The 16,619-nt window shown below is 63.8% G+C and carries 15 protein-coding genes; 10 read left to right on the forward strand and 5 right to left on the reverse strand.

Annotated elements, in window-relative coordinates; all coding sequences use genetic code 11:
• Window positions 1-11: 11 nt before the first annotated feature.
• Window positions 12-545: a glycine cleavage system protein R gene (locus tag ACW5W4_RS15660; RefSeq protein WP_041998376.1), complete on the reverse strand. Its 534-nt coding sequence runs from the start codon at window positions 543-545 to the stop codon at window positions 12-14.
• 175 nt (window positions 546-720) lie between these two features.
• Between ACW5W4_RS15660 and dapA the strand changes: the two genes are divergently transcribed.
• The 6 genes from dapA (at window position 721) to ACW5W4_RS15690 (ending at window position 6,228) form a co-directional block, all read left to right on the forward strand.
• A complete protein-coding gene (gene dapA / locus ACW5W4_RS15665; RefSeq protein WP_041998379.1) occupies window positions 721-1,608 on the forward strand; it encodes a 4-hydroxy-tetrahydrodipicolinate synthase in 888 nt (295 codons plus the stop codon).
• Window positions 1,601-2,722 carry an outer membrane protein assembly factor BamC gene (gene bamC, locus ACW5W4_RS15670; protein WP_456690003.1) on the forward strand — a complete coding sequence of 374 codons (1,122 nt, stop codon included), beginning with the start codon at window positions 1,601-1,603 and terminating at the stop codon, window positions 2,720-2,722. The genes dapA and bamC overlap by 8 nt, the downstream gene beginning before the upstream one ends.
• Window positions 2,723-2,870: 148 nt before the next feature.
• Window positions 2,871-3,974 carry a phosphoribosylaminoimidazolesuccinocarboxamide synthase gene (locus tag ACW5W4_RS15675; protein ID WP_456690004.1) on the forward strand — a complete coding sequence of 368 codons (1,104 nt, stop codon included), beginning with the start codon at window positions 2,871-2,873 and terminating at the stop codon, window positions 3,972-3,974.
• Between the two features lie 284 nt (window positions 3,975-4,258).
• Complete coding sequence (locus ACW5W4_RS15680) at window positions 4,259-4,888, forward strand: DUF2057 domain-containing protein (protein WP_456690005.1); 630 nt, start codon at window positions 4,259-4,261, stop codon at window positions 4,886-4,888.
• 105 nt (window positions 4,889-4,993) lie between these two features.
• Window positions 4,994-5,431, forward strand: coding sequence for an HIT domain-containing protein (locus ACW5W4_RS15685; RefSeq protein ID WP_456690006.1), 438 nt, complete (start codon window positions 4,994-4,996; stop codon window positions 5,429-5,431).
• Window positions 5,432-5,529: 98 nt separating this feature from the next.
• Complete coding sequence (locus tag ACW5W4_RS15690) at window positions 5,530-6,228, forward strand: DUF3334 family protein (RefSeq protein WP_427261512.1); 699 nt, start codon at window positions 5,530-5,532, stop codon at window positions 6,226-6,228.
• 72 nt (window positions 6,229-6,300) lie between these two features.
• Here the strand turns inward: ACW5W4_RS15690 and ACW5W4_RS15695 are convergent, their stop codons facing one another.
• Window positions 6,301-7,287 carry a DUF2860 family protein gene (locus ACW5W4_RS15695; RefSeq protein ID WP_427261511.1) on the reverse strand — a complete coding sequence of 329 codons (987 nt, stop codon included), beginning with the start codon at window positions 7,285-7,287 and terminating at the stop codon, window positions 6,301-6,303.
• A gap of 280 nt (window positions 7,288-7,567) precedes the next feature.
• On the opposite strand from ACW5W4_RS15695, the gene arcB reads away from it, so the two are divergent.
• From arcB to ACW5W4_RS15715, 4 genes are all read left to right on the forward strand, one after another.
• Entirely contained in the window at window positions 7,568-9,883 is a 2,316-nt protein-coding gene (gene arcB / locus ACW5W4_RS15700) for an aerobic respiration two-component sensor histidine kinase ArcB (protein ID WP_456690007.1), read from the forward strand.
• A gap of 52 nt (window positions 9,884-9,935) precedes the next feature.
• The gene (gene dgt, locus ACW5W4_RS15705; protein WP_456690008.1) at window positions 9,936-11,297 is read left to right on the forward strand and encodes a dGTPase; all 1,362 of its coding nucleotides are present in this window, start codon (window positions 9,936-9,938) and stop codon (window positions 11,295-11,297) included.
• A 519-nt stretch (window positions 11,298-11,816) separates the two neighbouring features.
• Entirely contained in the window at window positions 11,817-12,020 is a 204-nt protein-coding gene (locus tag ACW5W4_RS15710; RefSeq protein WP_041998408.1) for a DUF1127 domain-containing protein, read from the forward strand.
• A gap of 412 nt (window positions 12,021-12,432) precedes the next feature.
• Window positions 12,433-14,406, forward strand: coding sequence for a HAMP domain-containing methyl-accepting chemotaxis protein (locus ACW5W4_RS15715; RefSeq protein ID WP_456690009.1), 1,974 nt, complete (start codon window positions 12,433-12,435; stop codon window positions 14,404-14,406).
• A gap of 78 nt (window positions 14,407-14,484) precedes the next feature.
• Here the strand turns inward: ACW5W4_RS15715 and rfaH are convergent, their stop codons facing one another.
• The 3 genes from rfaH to ACW5W4_RS15730 form a co-directional block, all read right to left on the reverse strand.
• Entirely contained in the window at window positions 14,485-14,985 is a 501-nt protein-coding gene (gene rfaH / locus ACW5W4_RS15720; RefSeq protein WP_427261507.1) for a transcription/translation regulatory transformer protein RfaH, read from the reverse strand.
• A gap of 95 nt (window positions 14,986-15,080) precedes the next feature.
• Entirely contained in the window at window positions 15,081-15,881 is an 801-nt protein-coding gene (metQ, locus tag ACW5W4_RS15725) for a methionine ABC transporter substrate-binding lipoprotein MetQ (RefSeq protein WP_427261506.1), read from the reverse strand.
• A 26-nt stretch (window positions 15,882-15,907) separates the two neighbouring features.
• Complete coding sequence (locus ACW5W4_RS15730) at window positions 15,908-16,561, reverse strand: methionine ABC transporter permease (RefSeq protein ID WP_427261505.1); 654 nt, start codon at window positions 16,559-16,561, stop codon at window positions 15,908-15,910.
• Window positions 16,562-16,619 lie beyond the last annotated feature (58 nt).

A 16,619-nucleotide genomic window follows, 5' to 3' on the forward strand; every position in this document is an offset into this window, starting at 1 on the left:
GTGGGGGCACCTCAGGGGTGCTTGCGGTGAATGATGAACTCGAACGACTCGGCGCCGAGCGCCTGGCAGAAGGCGGCGAAGGCAGCCTCGGAGTCGGTCACTTCGCCGGCGCGTGCCAGGTTGAGCTGGAAGCTCGCCTTGAAGCGGTTGTAGGGCTCCTGCTCCCGGGTCTGGGTCTGCATGGCCTGGATGTCCCAGCCATGGTCGCTGAAGAACTGGGTACACTGGCTGACGATGCCGGGTTCGTCGCGGATCAGGATCTCGGCGCTGGCGTTGATGTCGTATTGCAGGGAGTGATGGCGCTCGGTGCGCTTCATCATGGTGATGAGATCCCACTCCTGGCTGCGCAGGGGCAGGCTTATCTCGAGTTGCATCAGGCTGTTCCAGTCGCCCGACAGCAGCATGATGAAGGTAAATTCGTTGCCGAAGATGCCAAGGCGGCTGTCGACTATGTTGCAGCCACAGCCACTCACGTGGCGGGTCACTTCGTTCACTATGCCAGGCCTGTCCGTGCCGATGGCCGTTACGACCAGGTAATGCGTCATAAGTCCTCTCTCGTCCATTCATTTTGCTGGCGCAGGCCGACTCGGGCGAGCCTGGAGCCGGGTGGGGCATTGCGCCGTTTTGTGGCGGATGGTACCACGGCTTGTCCCCCGCCTCCCTTGTTTTTAAAAGGGGGCAGCTTTACCATTACGCCCCTGAAAATCGGGAGAAATATCCATGTTACGCGGTAGTCTTGTCGCTCTTGTCACCCCCATGCTGGCGTCAGGGGACGTCGATTGGGCCAGTCTGGCTCGCCTTGTCGAGTATCATGTGGCCGCCGGTACCTCGGCCATCGTCGCGGTGGGCACCACGGGGGAGTCGGTGACCCTGAGCGAGCAGGAGCATATCGCCGTCGTGGCCAGGACCCTGGAGCTGGCAGCGGGACGCATCGCCGTGGTGGCCGGCTGCGGCTCCAACGATACCCGCCATGCCATCGCCCTGTCCCGTCGCTTTGCCGAACTGGGGGTGGATGCCGGGCTCTCCGTCACCCCTTACTACAACAAACCGACCCAGGAAGGGCTCTATCGTCACTATTGTGCGATCGCCGAGGCTAGTGGTCTGCCCCAAATTCTTTATAATGTGCCGGGTCGTACCTGCTGTGATCTCAAACCCGAGACCGTTGGCCGGCTGGCCAGGGTGCCCGGGATCATCGGCTTGAAAGAGGCCACCGGCGATCTGGCGCGCACCCCGCTGTTGCGGGCGCTGTGCGGTGCGGATTTCGCCCTCTACAGTGGCGATGACGAGACTGGATGTGATTTTATGCTGCAAGGGGGCGATGGGGTCATCTCCGTCACCACCAATATTGCGGCGGCCCAGATGGCCGACATGTGTCGTGCTGCCCTGGCCGGTGATGCCGGTCTGGCCCACGACATCAACAATCGATTGATGCCGTTGCATCGGACTCTGTTCTGCGAACCGAGCCCCATTCCGGTCAAGTGGGCCTGCGCCCGGCTGGGATTGATAGCGACGGCGACCCTGCGTCTGCCGCTCACCGACCTCACCCCAGAGGGCGAACAGGCGATGACGCAGGCTCTGATGACTGCGGAGTTGATGGCGAGTGTTTAAAACAAACGGAAAGGGAAGTGCAGTGCGTCTGGCGATGAGTGTGGTGACCCTGGCCGTGCTGGCCGGTTGCAGCTCACCGGCGGAGCGCAAGATGGCCAACCGTGGTTTTGAGTATGAGGACGCCCGCCTGGAAGGCCGCGCATTCCTGATACCCGCCGGGTTGCAGACCCCCGCCTTTAACAGCGAGTTCAATATTCCCGCCCTGCCCGAGAGCAGCCGCGAAGGCCCCCTCGGTGCCGATGTGGACGTGCGTCCCCCCGCCCAGCTGCTGACCGTGGTCCCAGGCAGCCAGGTGGTAGCCAATGCGGCCGAGCCCACCGTCGCCTTCTACGCCCTGAGTACCGGGCAGAGTGTGCAGGACGATACCTGGGCCTTCCTGATGAATTTCCTGGCGAAATACAAGGTCACCACCGAGCGCCTCGACCGCGAAGGCGGCGTGCTGGAAACCGGTTGGTTCGACAACACCATGGCCCTCGACGGCTGGGGTGAGGAAGATGACGACTACCAGATCCGTCAGCGCTACCTCTTCAGCCTGAGCCCGGACGACCAGCGCCATGCCATGAAGATGTCGGTCAGGGTGATCGACCACGAAGAGAAGCTGGACGGCGACACCAGCAGCAGCCTGAGCCCGGCCGAGGCGAAGCGTTACGCCACCCGCGCCCTCAACCAGTTCTCCCTCTATTACGACCAGGAGCTCAAGGCGCGGGAGCAGCACAAGAGCAGCGATGGCATGGGCCTGCAACTGGGTCTTGACAACAACGACCTGAGCGCCTGGATTGCCGATGGCTCCTTTGATCAGGTGTGGCGTCGCCTCAACCAGATCCTGCCCGGCTACGGTTTCATCATCAAGGATACCCAGCAGTCCCTGGGCTGGATCGACGTCGAGTATGACGAACCGGGCAGCGACTTCTGGCAGAGCAAAGGGGGCGAGCCCTTCAAGCTGGAGGAGGAGAAGTACCGCTTCCAGCTCGGCGAGATGGCGGGTGGCAAGACCTCCATCACCCTGTTCGACAAGGACAAGAAGCCGGTATCGTCCGGCGTCATCTCCCAGATGTACATCAGCCTGTCCGAGGCATTCGCCAAGGCCCAGGCCGATCAGGCAGCAGTACAATAACAGACAGGGGCCCGGCGCCCCTGTTTTGTTATGTGGATCCCCCGGTGTGACGCCGGGGAGGGCTACCCAGATTTGATCGCATCCATTCCCGAGCCGCGGGGGTGGCTGCTCTGTTTTATTCGTCCCACAACAGGAAGTGTTAAAAGCCATGAGTCTTGCAGATCAAGTATTGGCGGTGAATGACGATTTGCCGATCCGTACCGATAAACCTGTCCATTCAGGCAAGGTGCGCAGCGTCTACTGGTTGACCCCGGCGGACAGTGCCCGGCTCATCAGAGAGAAAGGCTATGACGTGCCGGCCGATGCGCCCCTGGCCATCATGGTGATCAGTGATCGCATCTCTGCCTTCGACTGCATCTGGCAGGGGGTGGAGGGCTTGAACGGCGTGCCGGGCAAGGGGGCTGCACTCAATGCCATCTCCAGCCACTGGTTCAAGCTGTTCAAGGAGAAGGGATTGGCGGACAGCCACATCCTGGACATTCCGCACCCCTTCGTCTGGATAGTGCAAAAAGCTCGCCCCGTGCTGATCGAGGCCATCGCCCGTCAATACATCACTGGGTCCATGTGGCGCGCCTATCAGGATGGCGAGCGGGAATTCTGCGGCATCCGTCTGCCCGAAGGCCTGCAAAAGGATCAGAAGCTGCCCGAGATCCTCATCACCCCCTCCACCAAGGGTGTGCTCAAGGGACTGGACGGCGTGCCGGAAGCGGACGACGTCAACGTCTCCCGCGCCGACATCGAGCGTCACCATCAGGCCTTTGGCTTTCGCTCCCCGGCGGACATCGACCGTTACGAGGTGCTGCTCAAGGAAGGCTTCGGCGTCATCAGCGAAGCCCTGGCCGAGCGGGATCAGCTGTTCGTCGACACCAAGTTCGAGTTTGGCTACGTCCAGGACGCCGCCGGCAACGAGAAGCTCATCTACATGGATGAAGTGGGCACCCCCGACAGCTCCCGCATCTGGGACGGCGCCGCCCTGCGCAATGGCGAGATCGTCGAGAAGTCCAAAGAGGGCTTCCGTCAGTGGCTGCTGAACCACTTCCCGGATCCGGACATACTGCTCAACAAGCACCGCATGCCGGAGCGCTTCGCCCTGGCCCGGGACAACAAGCTGCCCACCGAAGTGATGATGGACATCTCCCACACCTATGTGGGGATCGCCGAGACCATCATAGGTCAGCCGCTGGTGCGCAGCGCCCATCCCAAGCAGGAGATCATCGAGGTGTTGCGCGAGCAGTACGGGCTGATCGACTGAGGCGGATCGCCTTTTTCGCCGCCAGGAAACAAACGTTTACCTGGCGGGGTTGCCTCGGGTACGAGGCGGCATACACGAGCGGGCCCCATTGCGGGGCCCGTTTTCATGTGTGTCATCTCGTCATCGGCGGATCCCGTCACACAAGTTGTTGCAGGCCTGGTCTCGCGAGCATCCCCACCATCTGGTGTAAGGGGGCAGGCGGAGCGGCAGCATACTGTTATCTGGCTGTCACAAAGGCCCGCTAAGGTAGCGGGCCATGTGTGGCACCGATAACGGATGATGAGATGAAACGAGTGTGGAGCCTGGCCCTGTTACTGGGCTGCGGGAGTGTGAGTGGCCTGGCCCTGGCCGATGTCCGAGTCTCGGTACCGGCGCCGTTCCAGCTGCTGGCGGTGCAGGAGGGCAGCTTGCTCGACGAGCATAGCGCCAGTGTCAGGGAGGGAGCCGCCCAGCTGCTGGTGCGTTACGACGGGGTGGAGGAGAGCCGCAACAGCAGCGACAACGATAGCCACCATGTTTCCGAGCCCCAGGTGGTGCGCTTCGATGCCAGCGGCGGCCCCCTGATCCTGACGCCGGCGGCGCTCCCCGCCGCCCTGCGCAGTGGTGAGCAGATGGCCGCCTTTGCCAGGGCGCCCAAGCTGAGCCTGGCTGATGAGCAGGGCCGGCCGGTCGCGTTTGCCCAGGACGAGCTGGTCAGCCGGGGGCTGCAGCTGGGGATCGACTGGCCCGATCGGCTGGCGGACTACAACCGGGATGGCGGCGTGGCGGCCCTGATGGTCGCCGCCGCGCCGACCCCGCGCCCGGCCCTGGCCGTCGAGGCCAGCGGCCTGGAGGCCCAGTTGCAACAGCTGTTCCTGCAGGCGGATCCCGTCTTGCGCAAGCGCTTCATCGGCTGGGCCGTGCCCCGGCTCTGACCTCCCCTGGGCGGGGCGCCGTCACCGCCCTCCCGCTTTCCTTGCCGGGTCGCTTGCAGTAAGGTGGGCACACTGCCGTGCCCACCCTTTTTGCATGAGGTCCCCATGTTCGAACTGCATCCCCGCCTGGCCGCCGATACCCGGGTGCTTGGCGATCTGCCCCTGTGCCGCGTCCTGCTCGCCAAGGAGAGCCAGTATCCCTGGCTCATCCTGGTGCCTCGGGTGGCCGGTTTGCGCGAGATCCATCATCTGGCCCCCTCTCAGCAGCAGCAACTGATGCAGGAGTCCTGCGCCGTCGCCACCTTGATGGAGCAGGCGCTTAACCCCGACAAGATCAATGTGGCGGCACTGGGCAACCTGGTGCCCCAGCTGCATCTGCACCATGTGGCCCGCTTCGTCGGTGACAAGGCCTGGCCGGGTCCCATCTGGGGGGCTCATCCCGTCATCCCCCATGGGCCGCAAGTTTTGGCGCGGGAGGCCGATACATGGCAGACGCGCCTTGGCACTGTTCCCGGGTTCAGCCCGATCGATGCCGATGAGTGACGAAAGAGCGCGCTGGCTCCCAGCCCGATGACAAGGGCCCGCCACGCCGCTCCCTTTGTGTTATAGATAAGCCCATTTTCGCCGTTCAGGAAGAGCCCATGATAGTAACGAGAGCCGATGACGATACCGTGCTGACCACGGAAGATGTACTGCTGAGTCTGTGTAACTCGGTCACCAAGGTGCTGAGCGCGGCCAGCCAGAGCCAGGTGCGCTTCTCCGGCATGGTGCAGAAGATCAGCAAGACCTGCCTCAAGCCCGACATCGGCTGCTTCGTGCTGTTCGATGGCGGCTTCTCCGGTCTGGTGGTGATCAACTTCTCCGCCGCCGCCGCCATGGAACTCTACCAGAACTACATGCTGAGCATGGGGCTCTCCAAGGAGGATCTCGCCATCTCCCACACCTCGGACGAAGTGAGCAACGTGATGGGGGAGCTGATGAACCAGATCGTCGGCAGCTTCACCCACAAGGTAGGCCGCGAGTTGCAGACCCACATCACCCAGAACCAGCCCAAGATGCTGGCCCTGAACAAGCAGGTGATGCTGAGCGTCGATACCAACCTCGACAATCCGGAGTCGCGCCGGGTCACCTTCTTCACCGCCCGCAACAACATCTTCTATCTGGAGCTGGCGATGGACAAGACGGAGTTCATCCGGCTGCACGACGAGGGGCGGGATCAGGAGGAGCTGAGCCCGGACGAGTTGATCGCCCGCACCAAGCTGGCCCAGGCCCCGCAACCGGCGGCGACCGTCGCCAGCGCGAACGAGCACGACGATCTGCTCGATTCCCTCGGCATCTGAGCGCCGTCACGGCATTAAAAAGGAGGCCACCCCTGGGGTGGCCTCCTTGTTTTCAGCCGGCGCCACGCGCCATCAGAAGGTGTAGAGCAGGCCTGTGCTCAGGGAGCTGACGCTGCTGTCGTAGAAGGCGATGTCGGAGTCGGCCTTGGCGTAACCGGCGCTCACCACGGCGGAGAGGGGGGCGACCCCGAACAGTCGATGCCAGAAGAAGGAGCCGCCGATGGCGAACTCATTGGCATCGGCCCGGCGGCCAAAGATCGGCTGGACGGCGTCATAGTCGCGCTTGCCGAGGTAGAGGTTGCTCACCAGGGACCATTGGCTCTGCTTGAAGCCATAACTCAGCTGAACCCCCGTGCTGTCATAACTCTCCGCCCGGCCATCGAGATCGGCCTGGCGGTAGACCAGGGAGGGTTCGAGCAGATGACCCGGGGCCGGTTGCCACAGGTAGCCCAGTTCGAAGGTATATTCCCGACCGTTGCGATCGAGCTGGCGGGCAACCTCGTGACCATAGCGCTCGCCGCTGTGCTCGTTGTCGATGTCGATGTGGCGCACGGTGGCCTTGCCGTTGAAGTTCGAGCCCCAGATCTTGTCCCAGCTCAGGCGCAGGCCGCGAGAGCTGCGTTTCGTGGTCTCCCGATCGACACCGGTGGCGAAGGGATCCTGCCACTGTTTGTTGGGCAGGGCGCTGAACACATAGGCACCGGCGATGATGCCCTTGTCGCCCACCTGCTGGCGCACCCCCAGCTGCTGGGTGAAGTCGAAACGCACCGCATCCTGGATCAGGTTGCCGAGGTAGAGCTGAGTACGGGTGTCGGCGAAGGTGTAGCGCAGATCCGCATTGACGAGGGGGGTCAGGCCATCGGAACGCTCGGCCGCGCCCAGGCTGTCGATGCGGTCATGGCTGTCGTGGCCCTTGTAGAAGTTGGACTCGTAGCTGCTGGCGGTGACGCCGCCGAGCAGGAAGCCGGAGAAGCCGGACTGTTTCGGGATCTCGATGATCTCGGCATGAAGGGGGCCCGCGGCCAGCAGACCCAGGCCGAGTAACAGACTCTTGCGCATTGCTCACTCCTCAAACGAGTAGGATTCAAACAGGTTGACGGACGGCATTATAAGGCGGTGCTCCGCCGCTGTCTGCCTCAATGGCATCCCGGTCGCCCGGGGCGCAGGCGACACCTTGTCACCCGCCCGCCACCGGCGGGGCCCACCGCGCCTTGCTCCGTGCCAGTGAGGGCCAGCTCACAAAGGGGGAGGGCCGAACGCAATAAAACCCGAGGCGAGGCAAGTGTTCCGGGGCGGCTGCTGGTATTCTGGGAGGCACTTGTGGGGAGAAAACAACGAGATGAAGCAGATTAAATCCTGGGCCCAGTATTATGTGGATCTGATGACCAAGCTGGGGCTGGTGCGTTTCAGCATGTTCCTGGCCGCGGCCATCATAGTGTTGGCGGTCTCCATCCAGATGGGGGTGACCCTGTTTCTGCGCGGCACGGTCGATGTGGTCGATCTGGTGCGCTCCGTCTTCTTCGGCCTGCTGGTGACCCCCTGGGCCGTCTACTTCCTCTCCATCGTGGTGGATCAGCTGGAGGACTCCCGTCAGCGGCTGAGCCGCATGGTGCGCAAGCTGCAGGAGATGCGCGAGCGGGACATGGAGCTCAACAGCCAGTTGCAGGAGAACATCAGCCGCCTCAACGCCCAGATCGCCGAGACCAACCGGGCCGAGACCCTGCGCCAGCAGGCGATCGAGGATCTGGAGAACGAGGTGTTCCAGCGGGAGAAGGCCCAGCTGCACCTGGGGGAGCGCACCGCCCTGCTGCGCTCCTTCATCGACTGCTCCCCGGATCTGGTCTATTACCGCAACGAGGACGAGCAGTTCTCCGGCTGCAACACCGCCATGGAGCAGCTCACCGGCCGGGTCGAGGCGGAGCTCATCGGCCTCACCCCGTTCGACGTCTACAAGCAGGACATCGCCAACAAGGTGGTGGAGACGGATCGCCAGGTGTTTGCCAGCAACGAGCCCATGACCTATGAGCAGTGGCTCGAGTACCCGGATGGGCGCAAGGCCTACTTCGAGCTGCGCAAGGTGCCCTTCTTCGACCGCTTCGGCAAGCGGCTCGGCCTGCTCGGCTTTGGCCGCGACATCACCGAGCGCAAGCAGTACCAGGACAAGCTGGAGAAGGCGAGCCGGGACAAGACCACCTTCATCTCCACCATCAGCCACGAGCTGCGCACCCCCCTGAACGGCATAGTGGGCCTGAGCCGCATGCTGATGGATACCCAGCTCACCCCGGCCCAGCACAAGCAGCTCAACACCATCCACCTGAGCGCCGTGACGCTGGGCAACATCTTCAACGACATCATCGATCTCGACAAGTTCGACCGGCGCCGGCTGGAAATCGTGCCGACCCCCATGGACCTGCCCGCCTTCCTCGACGAGCTGGAGACGCTGTCGCGCATTCAGGCGGAACAGAAGGGACTCTATCTGCATTTCGATCGGGATGGAGAGATGCCGCAATTCGTGATGGCCGACGGCACCCGGCTGCGCCAGGTGTTGTGGAACCTGGTGGGCAATGCGGTCAAGTTCACCGACGAGGGGGGGGTGACCATCCGCTGCCTCGCCCACGAGGCCGAGACCCAGGGCAGGCTGGCCCTGCACTTCGAGGTGGAAGATACCGGCATCGGCATACCGCGCGCCCAGCAGGAGAAGATCTTCGCCATGTACTATCAGGTGCAGGGCAAGCAGCACGCCACTGGCACCGGGATCGGCCTTGCCGTCTCGCGCCAGCTGGTGCAGGCCATGGGCGGCCAGCTCCATGTGGACAGCGATGTCGGCGAGGGTGCCTGCTTCACCGCCGAGCTGGAGGTGGCCTGCGTCGAGGCCGCTCCCGAGCCCGAGCTGCCCGACAGCGATCTGCGCCTCGACATCCTGCTGGTGGAAGATGTTGAGCTCAACGTCACCGTCGCCTGCGCCCTGCTCGGCAAGCTGGGGCACCAGGTCAGGGTGGCGCGCACCGGTGGCGAGGCCATCGCCATGGCCAACCCGGATGATTTTGATCTCATCTTGCTCGATATCCAGCTGCCGGACATGACGGGCTTCGACGTGGCGGCCCGGCTGCTGGAACGCTATGGGGAGAGCCTGCCCCCCATGGTGGCGCTGACGGCCAACGTCACCGGCGATCGCCACTATTACCTCGAGCGCGGCATGCAGGATGTGATCAACAAGCCACTGCGCTCCCAGGCGGTGCGCACCGTCATCGCCCACCTGTTCGCGGACCTGGCCGATGAGGAGGCCGACGCCGCCAGCGAGCAGGCCGAACAGAACGACTGGCTGGATCTGGGCTTTTTGACCGACTACGCGGACACGGTCGGCAAGGGGGTGCTGATCTCCAGCGTGGATCTGTTCGAGCAGATGATGCCGGACTACATGGCGGTGCTCGACTCGAACATGACGGCCCGGGACCAGGCCGGGGTGGTGGAGGAGGCGCACAAGATCAAGGGCGCCGCCGGCTCCATCGGTCTGCGTCGCCTGCAGCAGCTGGCCCAGTTGATCCAGAGTCCGGATCAGCCCGCCTGGTGGGAGAACGTGGAAGACTGGATTGAGTCGCTACGCCGTGCCTACCCGGGTGACATCGCCCGCCTGCGCGCCTGGTTGCAGGCATGAACCCCAAGCCATGACGGCGCACCCAAGCGAGGGAGCCCAGAGGAGTGAGCCCATGTACCAGACCCTGATCCCGCCCCTGCGCATCGTCTCCAGGGGGGAGGAGAGCCTGCTGGCGGCGACCGAGTTCGATCGGGCCCGGATCGTCCAGGCAGCCCCGGTGCGCCGCTTGCAACAAAAGACCCAGGTGTTCCCGCTGGATGTGAAAGCCTCGGTGCGCAGCCGGCTGACCCACTCCCTGGAGGTGCAGGAGACGGGGCGCCAGATCAGCCGCCGCATCCTGGGGCGCTTGCCCGCCGAGGCGGTCTGCCCCTGGTCCTTCATCAATCTGGTGGAGATGGCCTGCCTGCTCCATGACGTGGGCAACCCTCCCTTCGGCCACTTCGGGGAGCAAGTGATGGGGCAGTGGCTCGGCGAGCAGCTCGATCCCCTGTTTGCCACTGCCGTGGGGACGGCGAGCGAGCAGTGGCCGCGGCTGCGGGCCGATCTGCTCGGCTTCGATGGCAATTCCCAGAGCCTGCGGCTGGTGCACAGCCTGCACGAGCTCAACCTCACCCTGGGCCAGCTGGCGGCCCTGTGCAAGTATCCCCAGCAGCAGGCTCTCGCCGCGGGCCAGGCCCAGCACCACGGCTGGGCGGCCAAGGGGGGCATCTTCTTCAGCGAACAGCCCCTCTACGCCCAACTTAGCCAGCGCCTGGGCCTGGCGCCGGGCTGCCGCCATCCGCTGGTCTATATCATGGAGGCGGCGGACGACATCTCCTACTGCATCGCGGATCTCGAGGACGCGGTGGATCGGCGGATCCTGAGCCAGAGCGAGCTGATCCAGGCCCTGGCCAGTGCCGACGAGGGGGAGTACATGCAGACCCTGCTCGGGGAATCCAGAGAGGGCAGCGAGGGATTCTTCCCCCACTTTCGCCAGCGACTGACCGAGGATCTGGTGGCGTTGGCGGCTCGGACCTATCTGGCCGAGCATGACGCCATCTTGCAGGGCCGCTATCCCCAGGCCCTGCTCAGCGGCCAGGCGCCGGCGGCCAGGGTGCTGGACACCCTCAAGCGGGTGGCGCGCGAGCAGGTGTTCATGCGTCCCGAGGTGGAGGCCCTCGAGCTGGAAGGCTACGCCGCCCTGCGGGGGGTGTTGTCGACCTACGCCTGTCTGCTGGCCCTGCCCGAGAAGCGCTTCTCCCGGCTGCTGGCGGGGGCGGGGGGCGCGGATCTCTTCTTCGCCCGTCGCCTGTTTCACCGCCTCTCCGCCCGCCATCTCAAGGCATACCGGCTGGCGGTGGCCAGCCCGGATGCCCGCTTCCTGTGCCACGCCGAGCAGGAGTGGTATTACCGGGTGCGCCTGCTGCTCGACTATGTCAGCGGCATGACGGACACCTATGTGCTGGAAGAGTACCGATTGCTGTCTGGGATCTGATCTGGTCTGAGATGCCCCCTGGCCCCTGCTCCATACTACGCAGGAGTGGCATGACAGGCGCCTGCCGGGCGGCGTTGGCAGCGGCATGACGGACACCTAGGTGCTGGAAGAGTACCGACTGCTGTCTGGGATCTGAACTGGTCTGAGATGCCCCTTGGCCCCTGCTCCATGCCACGCAAAAGTGGCATGACAGGCGCCTGCCGCCCCTGGATTTCCCCATGCTGACCCCTTGCCACCCTCCCCAAATGGGGGGCGGGTGGCGAGGGCCGGCTTGTATTGAATTCGGTGCTTTTTTACACTTCCGACACTTGTTCCACTTTTCACCCATAAGGAGACGAATATGCAACATTCAATGGTCAACGTTGCGACTCAACACGGCGCCTGCCGTGAGTCCGTTCGTACTCTTTTGCCGCGTGGAGTGAACAGGTAACCCTGTCACCATTTATCACCCGCGGTTCTTCCGCCGGGTGAATGTCTCCGCTCTTCGGGAGGGCCGCAAGGTTCAAACGGAGAGATCTTATGTCTATCGAACTGACCCTGCTGCGCGGTGCCGCGCGCCTGATCGCCTATCGTATTACCCGCATAGAGCAGCGCCGTACCCTGCTCAATCTGTCCCCTGCCCTGCTCAAGGATATCGGGCTGGAAGGGCAGGCGGTGCAGGTCTCCCACCTGCGGGAGCGGGAATATCAGACCGGCTTTCGGCTTGGGACGCGAATAACCTGATGGGTGGGGGCCTGGCCCCCATACCATCACCCATTGCTTACTCTGGGCGGGCCGTTGGCCCGCCTTGCCGTTTCTTTTCCCGCAGCAACTTTCTCTCATGACGCTGTTTCGTCGTCCGACAAGTGAAAAGCGTGCCGTGTCGTGGTGGTCACACCGCCTTGTCGTTTGGCCCTTTGCAGTGATTTTCCCTCATGACGCGTCCCCGTCGTCCGATAAGTGAAATAAGTGAAAAAGCGCGCCGTTTCATGGCGGTTACTCCGCCGTGGCACCGCAGCGCCACTGTGATACGCTCGCATGTCGACACGGCCGGGAGGGCATGAAGCCTTCCCTCCACTCGCACTCGCACCCGGGCGCGTGGTGACCGGCCCTCTCAATTCGGAGCCAAGAGGTTCCCTGCGGAACAAGGATGTTTATGAAAATTGCCGTAAAACTGTTGCTGGCCTTCGGCTTCGTCAACCTGCTGATCCTGCTCTCTGCCGTGCTCATCTCCCATCAGCAGCATCAGATCGCCGCCTCCGAGCAGGCGCTGATGCGCCAGGCCCTGCCTGCCTTGCAGCGGGACGAGGCGAGCCAGCAGGCCCTGGTGGCCACCGTTTCCTCCCTGCGGGGTTATCTGATCCTGGGGGCGGATCCCGCCCAGGGGGAGCGGCTCAAACAGGAGTGGCAGCAGGCCTGGCTGCGCATTGAGGGTCAGACCATGGCCCCCCCATTGGCCGAGGCGCTGTCCGCCTTCAAGGCGAGCCAGCAGCGGGTGTGGGATCTGGCCCACACGGATGACAACCTGCCCGCCCATACCCTGATGTTGCAGGAGGCCGGCCCCCTGGCGGAGGCGGCCCTGGATCAGCTGCAATCCTTCACCAACGAGGAGGTGGCGACCCAGGCGAGCGAGCTATCTGGGGACAGGCGCCGCCTGCTCAAGCAGGTGGGGGATGCCTACAACGGGCTCTCCAATGCCCTCTCCGCGCTGCGGGATTACCTCATCTCGGGGGAGGATGACTATCGCCAGAAGTATCTCTACTATTACCAGTTCCACCGGCAACGGGTGCAGGAGATAGAGGGGCAGGCGGCTTATTTCACCGAGGCGCAGCGGACGCTGTGGGGTCTGTTCGAGGAGATGTCGACCCCCTTCGGCGAGCTGGTCGATCAGGTGATCGCCGCGCGCCGGGCCCCGGACTGGAACCGGGCCAATCATCTGATGGCCCATGAGGTGGAGCCCGAGTTGCTTCGCCTGGGCAGCCAGCTGGCGGATCAGGTCCGTCAGACCCATGCCGAGGTCGACGGCATGGGGGAGCAGATGGAGAGCGCCAGCCGCCGCATCCGCACCATGCTGATCGCCTCCACCCTGGGGGTGCTGCTGCTCAGTACCCTGGTGGCGCTCTGGCTCAGCCGCCATCTGACCGGCGACATCCAGCGGCTCGAGCGCCGCGCCAGCCTGGTGGCGTCCGGCCGTCTGCCGGCCGAGCCCTTGCCGATGCGGCGCGGGGACGAGCTGGGGCGGCTGACCGGCTCCCTCAACCAGATGTCGGCCCAGCTGCGCCAGCTGGTGGCCGATATTCAGGGGGCGGTCGCGCAAGTGGAGGGGGTCAGCGGCGAGGTGAGCGGCACCACTCGCACCCTGGTCTCGGACCTTGCCAGTCAGCATCTCAGGGTGGATGAGGTGGCATCGGCCATCGATCAGATCTCGGTGACCAGCCGGGAGGTGGCCGGCAACATAGCCCAGGCCGCCAGCGCCGCCACGGCGGCAGAGAGCCAGAGCCGGGCGGGGGAGCAGGCCCTCGGCCAGATGGTGGGCACCATGCAGGCCATCTCCACCATGATAGGGGAGGCCAATGGCGCCATGGCGCGCCTCAGCGCCCAGAGCGAGCAGGTGGGCCGCGTCACCGAGGTGATCGCCACCATCGCCGAGCAGACCAATCTGCTGGCGCTCAATGCCGCCATCGAGGCGGCGCGGGCCGGGGAGCAGGGGCGCGGCTTTGCCGTGGTGGCCGACGAGGTGCGTCAGCTGGCCAGCCGCACCAGCCAGTCCACCGCCGAGATAAGCCAGACCATCGCCAGCATACAGCAGCAGACCCGGCAGACGGTGGCGACCGTGAGCACGGGCACCCGGCTGGTGGAGGAGGGGCGCGGCGCGGTGGAGAGCGTCAGCCATACCCTGCAGGGGGCCATCGATCGGGTGCAGGCGCTGAGCGAACAGCTGGGGGCCATCGCCACCGCCACCGAGCAGCAGTCGCGCACCGCCCGTGAGGTGGCCGGCGCCGTGGAGGAGATAGCCGGGCTCAGCCATCAATCCAGCCACCATGGCCAGCAAGGGGAGGCGATCGTGACGCGCCTGGCCCAGGAGACGAGCCGCCTCAGCCAGGCGATCAGCCGCTTCACCCTGCAGTGAGCGGCGCCTTTGGGCGCCAAAAGAGCGCCCCGCAACCTGAGGTGGTGGGGCGCTTTATCTATGGGCGTCAGGCAAGGATCAATCCAGCCGGCGAAACGCCAAGTTATCGAAGCTGCTGCTGGTCTCCTGATTGAGCAGGTTGACCAGCAGGATCGCCCGTTTCGCGCCGTCCGGCTCCAGGTAGATGGCCTCGAATCCGGCCAGGGGGCCAGATTCGATAAGTACCTTGTCACCCTGACTCGGCAGGCAAGCATAGCTGGCTCTCGCCTCGTCGCTGTCATCCTTGCTCATCAGCTGGTACACCAGCTGGCTGCAGATGGGGGTCCACTCCCGTCCGAAGTGGATGATGCGACTGATGCCCCGGGTGGACTTGAGGGTCACCGGGGTCACCTCCTCGAGATCCACAAAGATAAACAGGTAGTTCGGGAACATGGGTTCGCGGACGGGGACGCGCTTGCCACGGCGCAGCTTCTCGACCTCCACCATGGGGTAATAGGATTCAATGCCCTGAGCCGCCAAATGGGCTCGGGCACGCGCCTCTTCCTTGGGCTTGCAGTAGGCCAGATACCATTGTTTCATGCTGATTGTTTCTTGTTGTCGTCGTGCTCAGGGCTATGATAGCGGCAGAGACGAAAAAGGCCACGCTGACGTGGCCTTTTTGCCTGGAGAGCCGCTTACCAGCCCTTGACCAGACCCTCTTTGAACAGGGTCATGCCTTTTTGATAGACCTCGTCGGTCTGGAATGCCTGCACGAACTGCTTGACCTTCTCGTCATCCTTGTTCTCTTCACGAGAGACGATCAGGTTGACGTAGGGGGACTCCTTGTCTTCGACGAACAGGCCGTTCTCGGTCGGGGTCAGCCCGATCTGACCGGCGAAGGTGTTGTTGATGATGGCCAGATCCACGTCTTCCAGGGAGCGGGGCAGCTGGGCGGCTTCCAGTTCGACGATCTTGAAGTTGCGCGGGTTGGTAGCGATGTCCAGCACGGTCGCCTCCAGGCCGGCACCCTCTTTCAGGGTCAGCAGACCTTGCTTCTCCAGCAGGATCAGGGAGCGACCCAGGTTGGTCGGATCGTTGGGCACCGCTATCTGGGCGCCATCTTGCAGCTCGCTCAGGGCCTTGATCTTCTTGGAGTAACCGGCAATCGGGTAGACGAAGGTGTTGCCGACCGGCACCAGCTTGAAGCCGCGATCACGGATCTGGGCATCCAGGTAGGGTTTGTGCTGGAAGGCGTTGATGTCGATGCTGCCATCGTTCAGGGCCACGTTGGGGGTGACATAGTCGGAGAAGGTCACCACCTCGACGGTCAGGCCAAACTTGTCCTTGGCAACCTTGGCGGCGGTCTCGACCAGTTCGGTCTCGGGGCCGGCGATGGCGCCAATCTTCAGGGTCTTGCTCTCTTCCTTCTGGCCGCAGCCGACCAGTACCAAGCCAGCCAGCAGAGCCGCCGCGATGGATTTAATGGCTAATTTCATGAAAACCTCCTGTTAGAAATCGACGTTTAGCGATGATCGCATTTGTTGACCAGGCGCTCACCTGCGCTCTGGATGAGTTGAACCAGTACCACCAGAATGGCCACGGTCACCAGCATGACGGTGGGATCGAAACGCTGGTAGCCGTAACGGATCCCCACGTCTCCCAGGCCGCCCCCCCCGATGGCACCGGCCATGGCGGAGTAGTTGACCAGGGTCACCAGCGTGATGATGACGCTGTTGAGGATGCCGGGCAGGGCCTCTGGCAGCAGCACCTTGGTGATGATTTGCAGCGGCTTGGCGCCCATGGCCTTGGCGGCCTCGAGCAAGCCGTCCGGCACCTCCATCAGGGCCCCTTCCACCAGACGGGCGATAAAGGGAACGGCGCCTATGGTGAGCGGCACTATGGCGGCTATGGTGCCGATGCTGGTGCCGACGATGAGTCGGGTCAGCGGTATGATGGCGACCAGCAAAATGATGAAGGGCACGGAGCGGCCTATGTTGACCACGACCCCCAGCAGGCGGTTGAGCACCGGGTTGGCCAGGATCTGACCCGGTTTGGTCACGTAGAGGGCGACCCCCAGGGGCAGGCCGAGCAGGCAACCGAACAGGGCGGAGGCGGACACCATGATAAGGGTGTCGCCAAGGGCCGTGATGAGCAGATTAATCATGGCGTCGGACATAACCCATTACCTCCAGCTGAATGCGATTGTTGATCAAGGCGTGCGTCTGAGCGGCTTC

The sequence above is a fragment of the Aeromonas crassostreae genome (genome assembly GCF_054052445.1).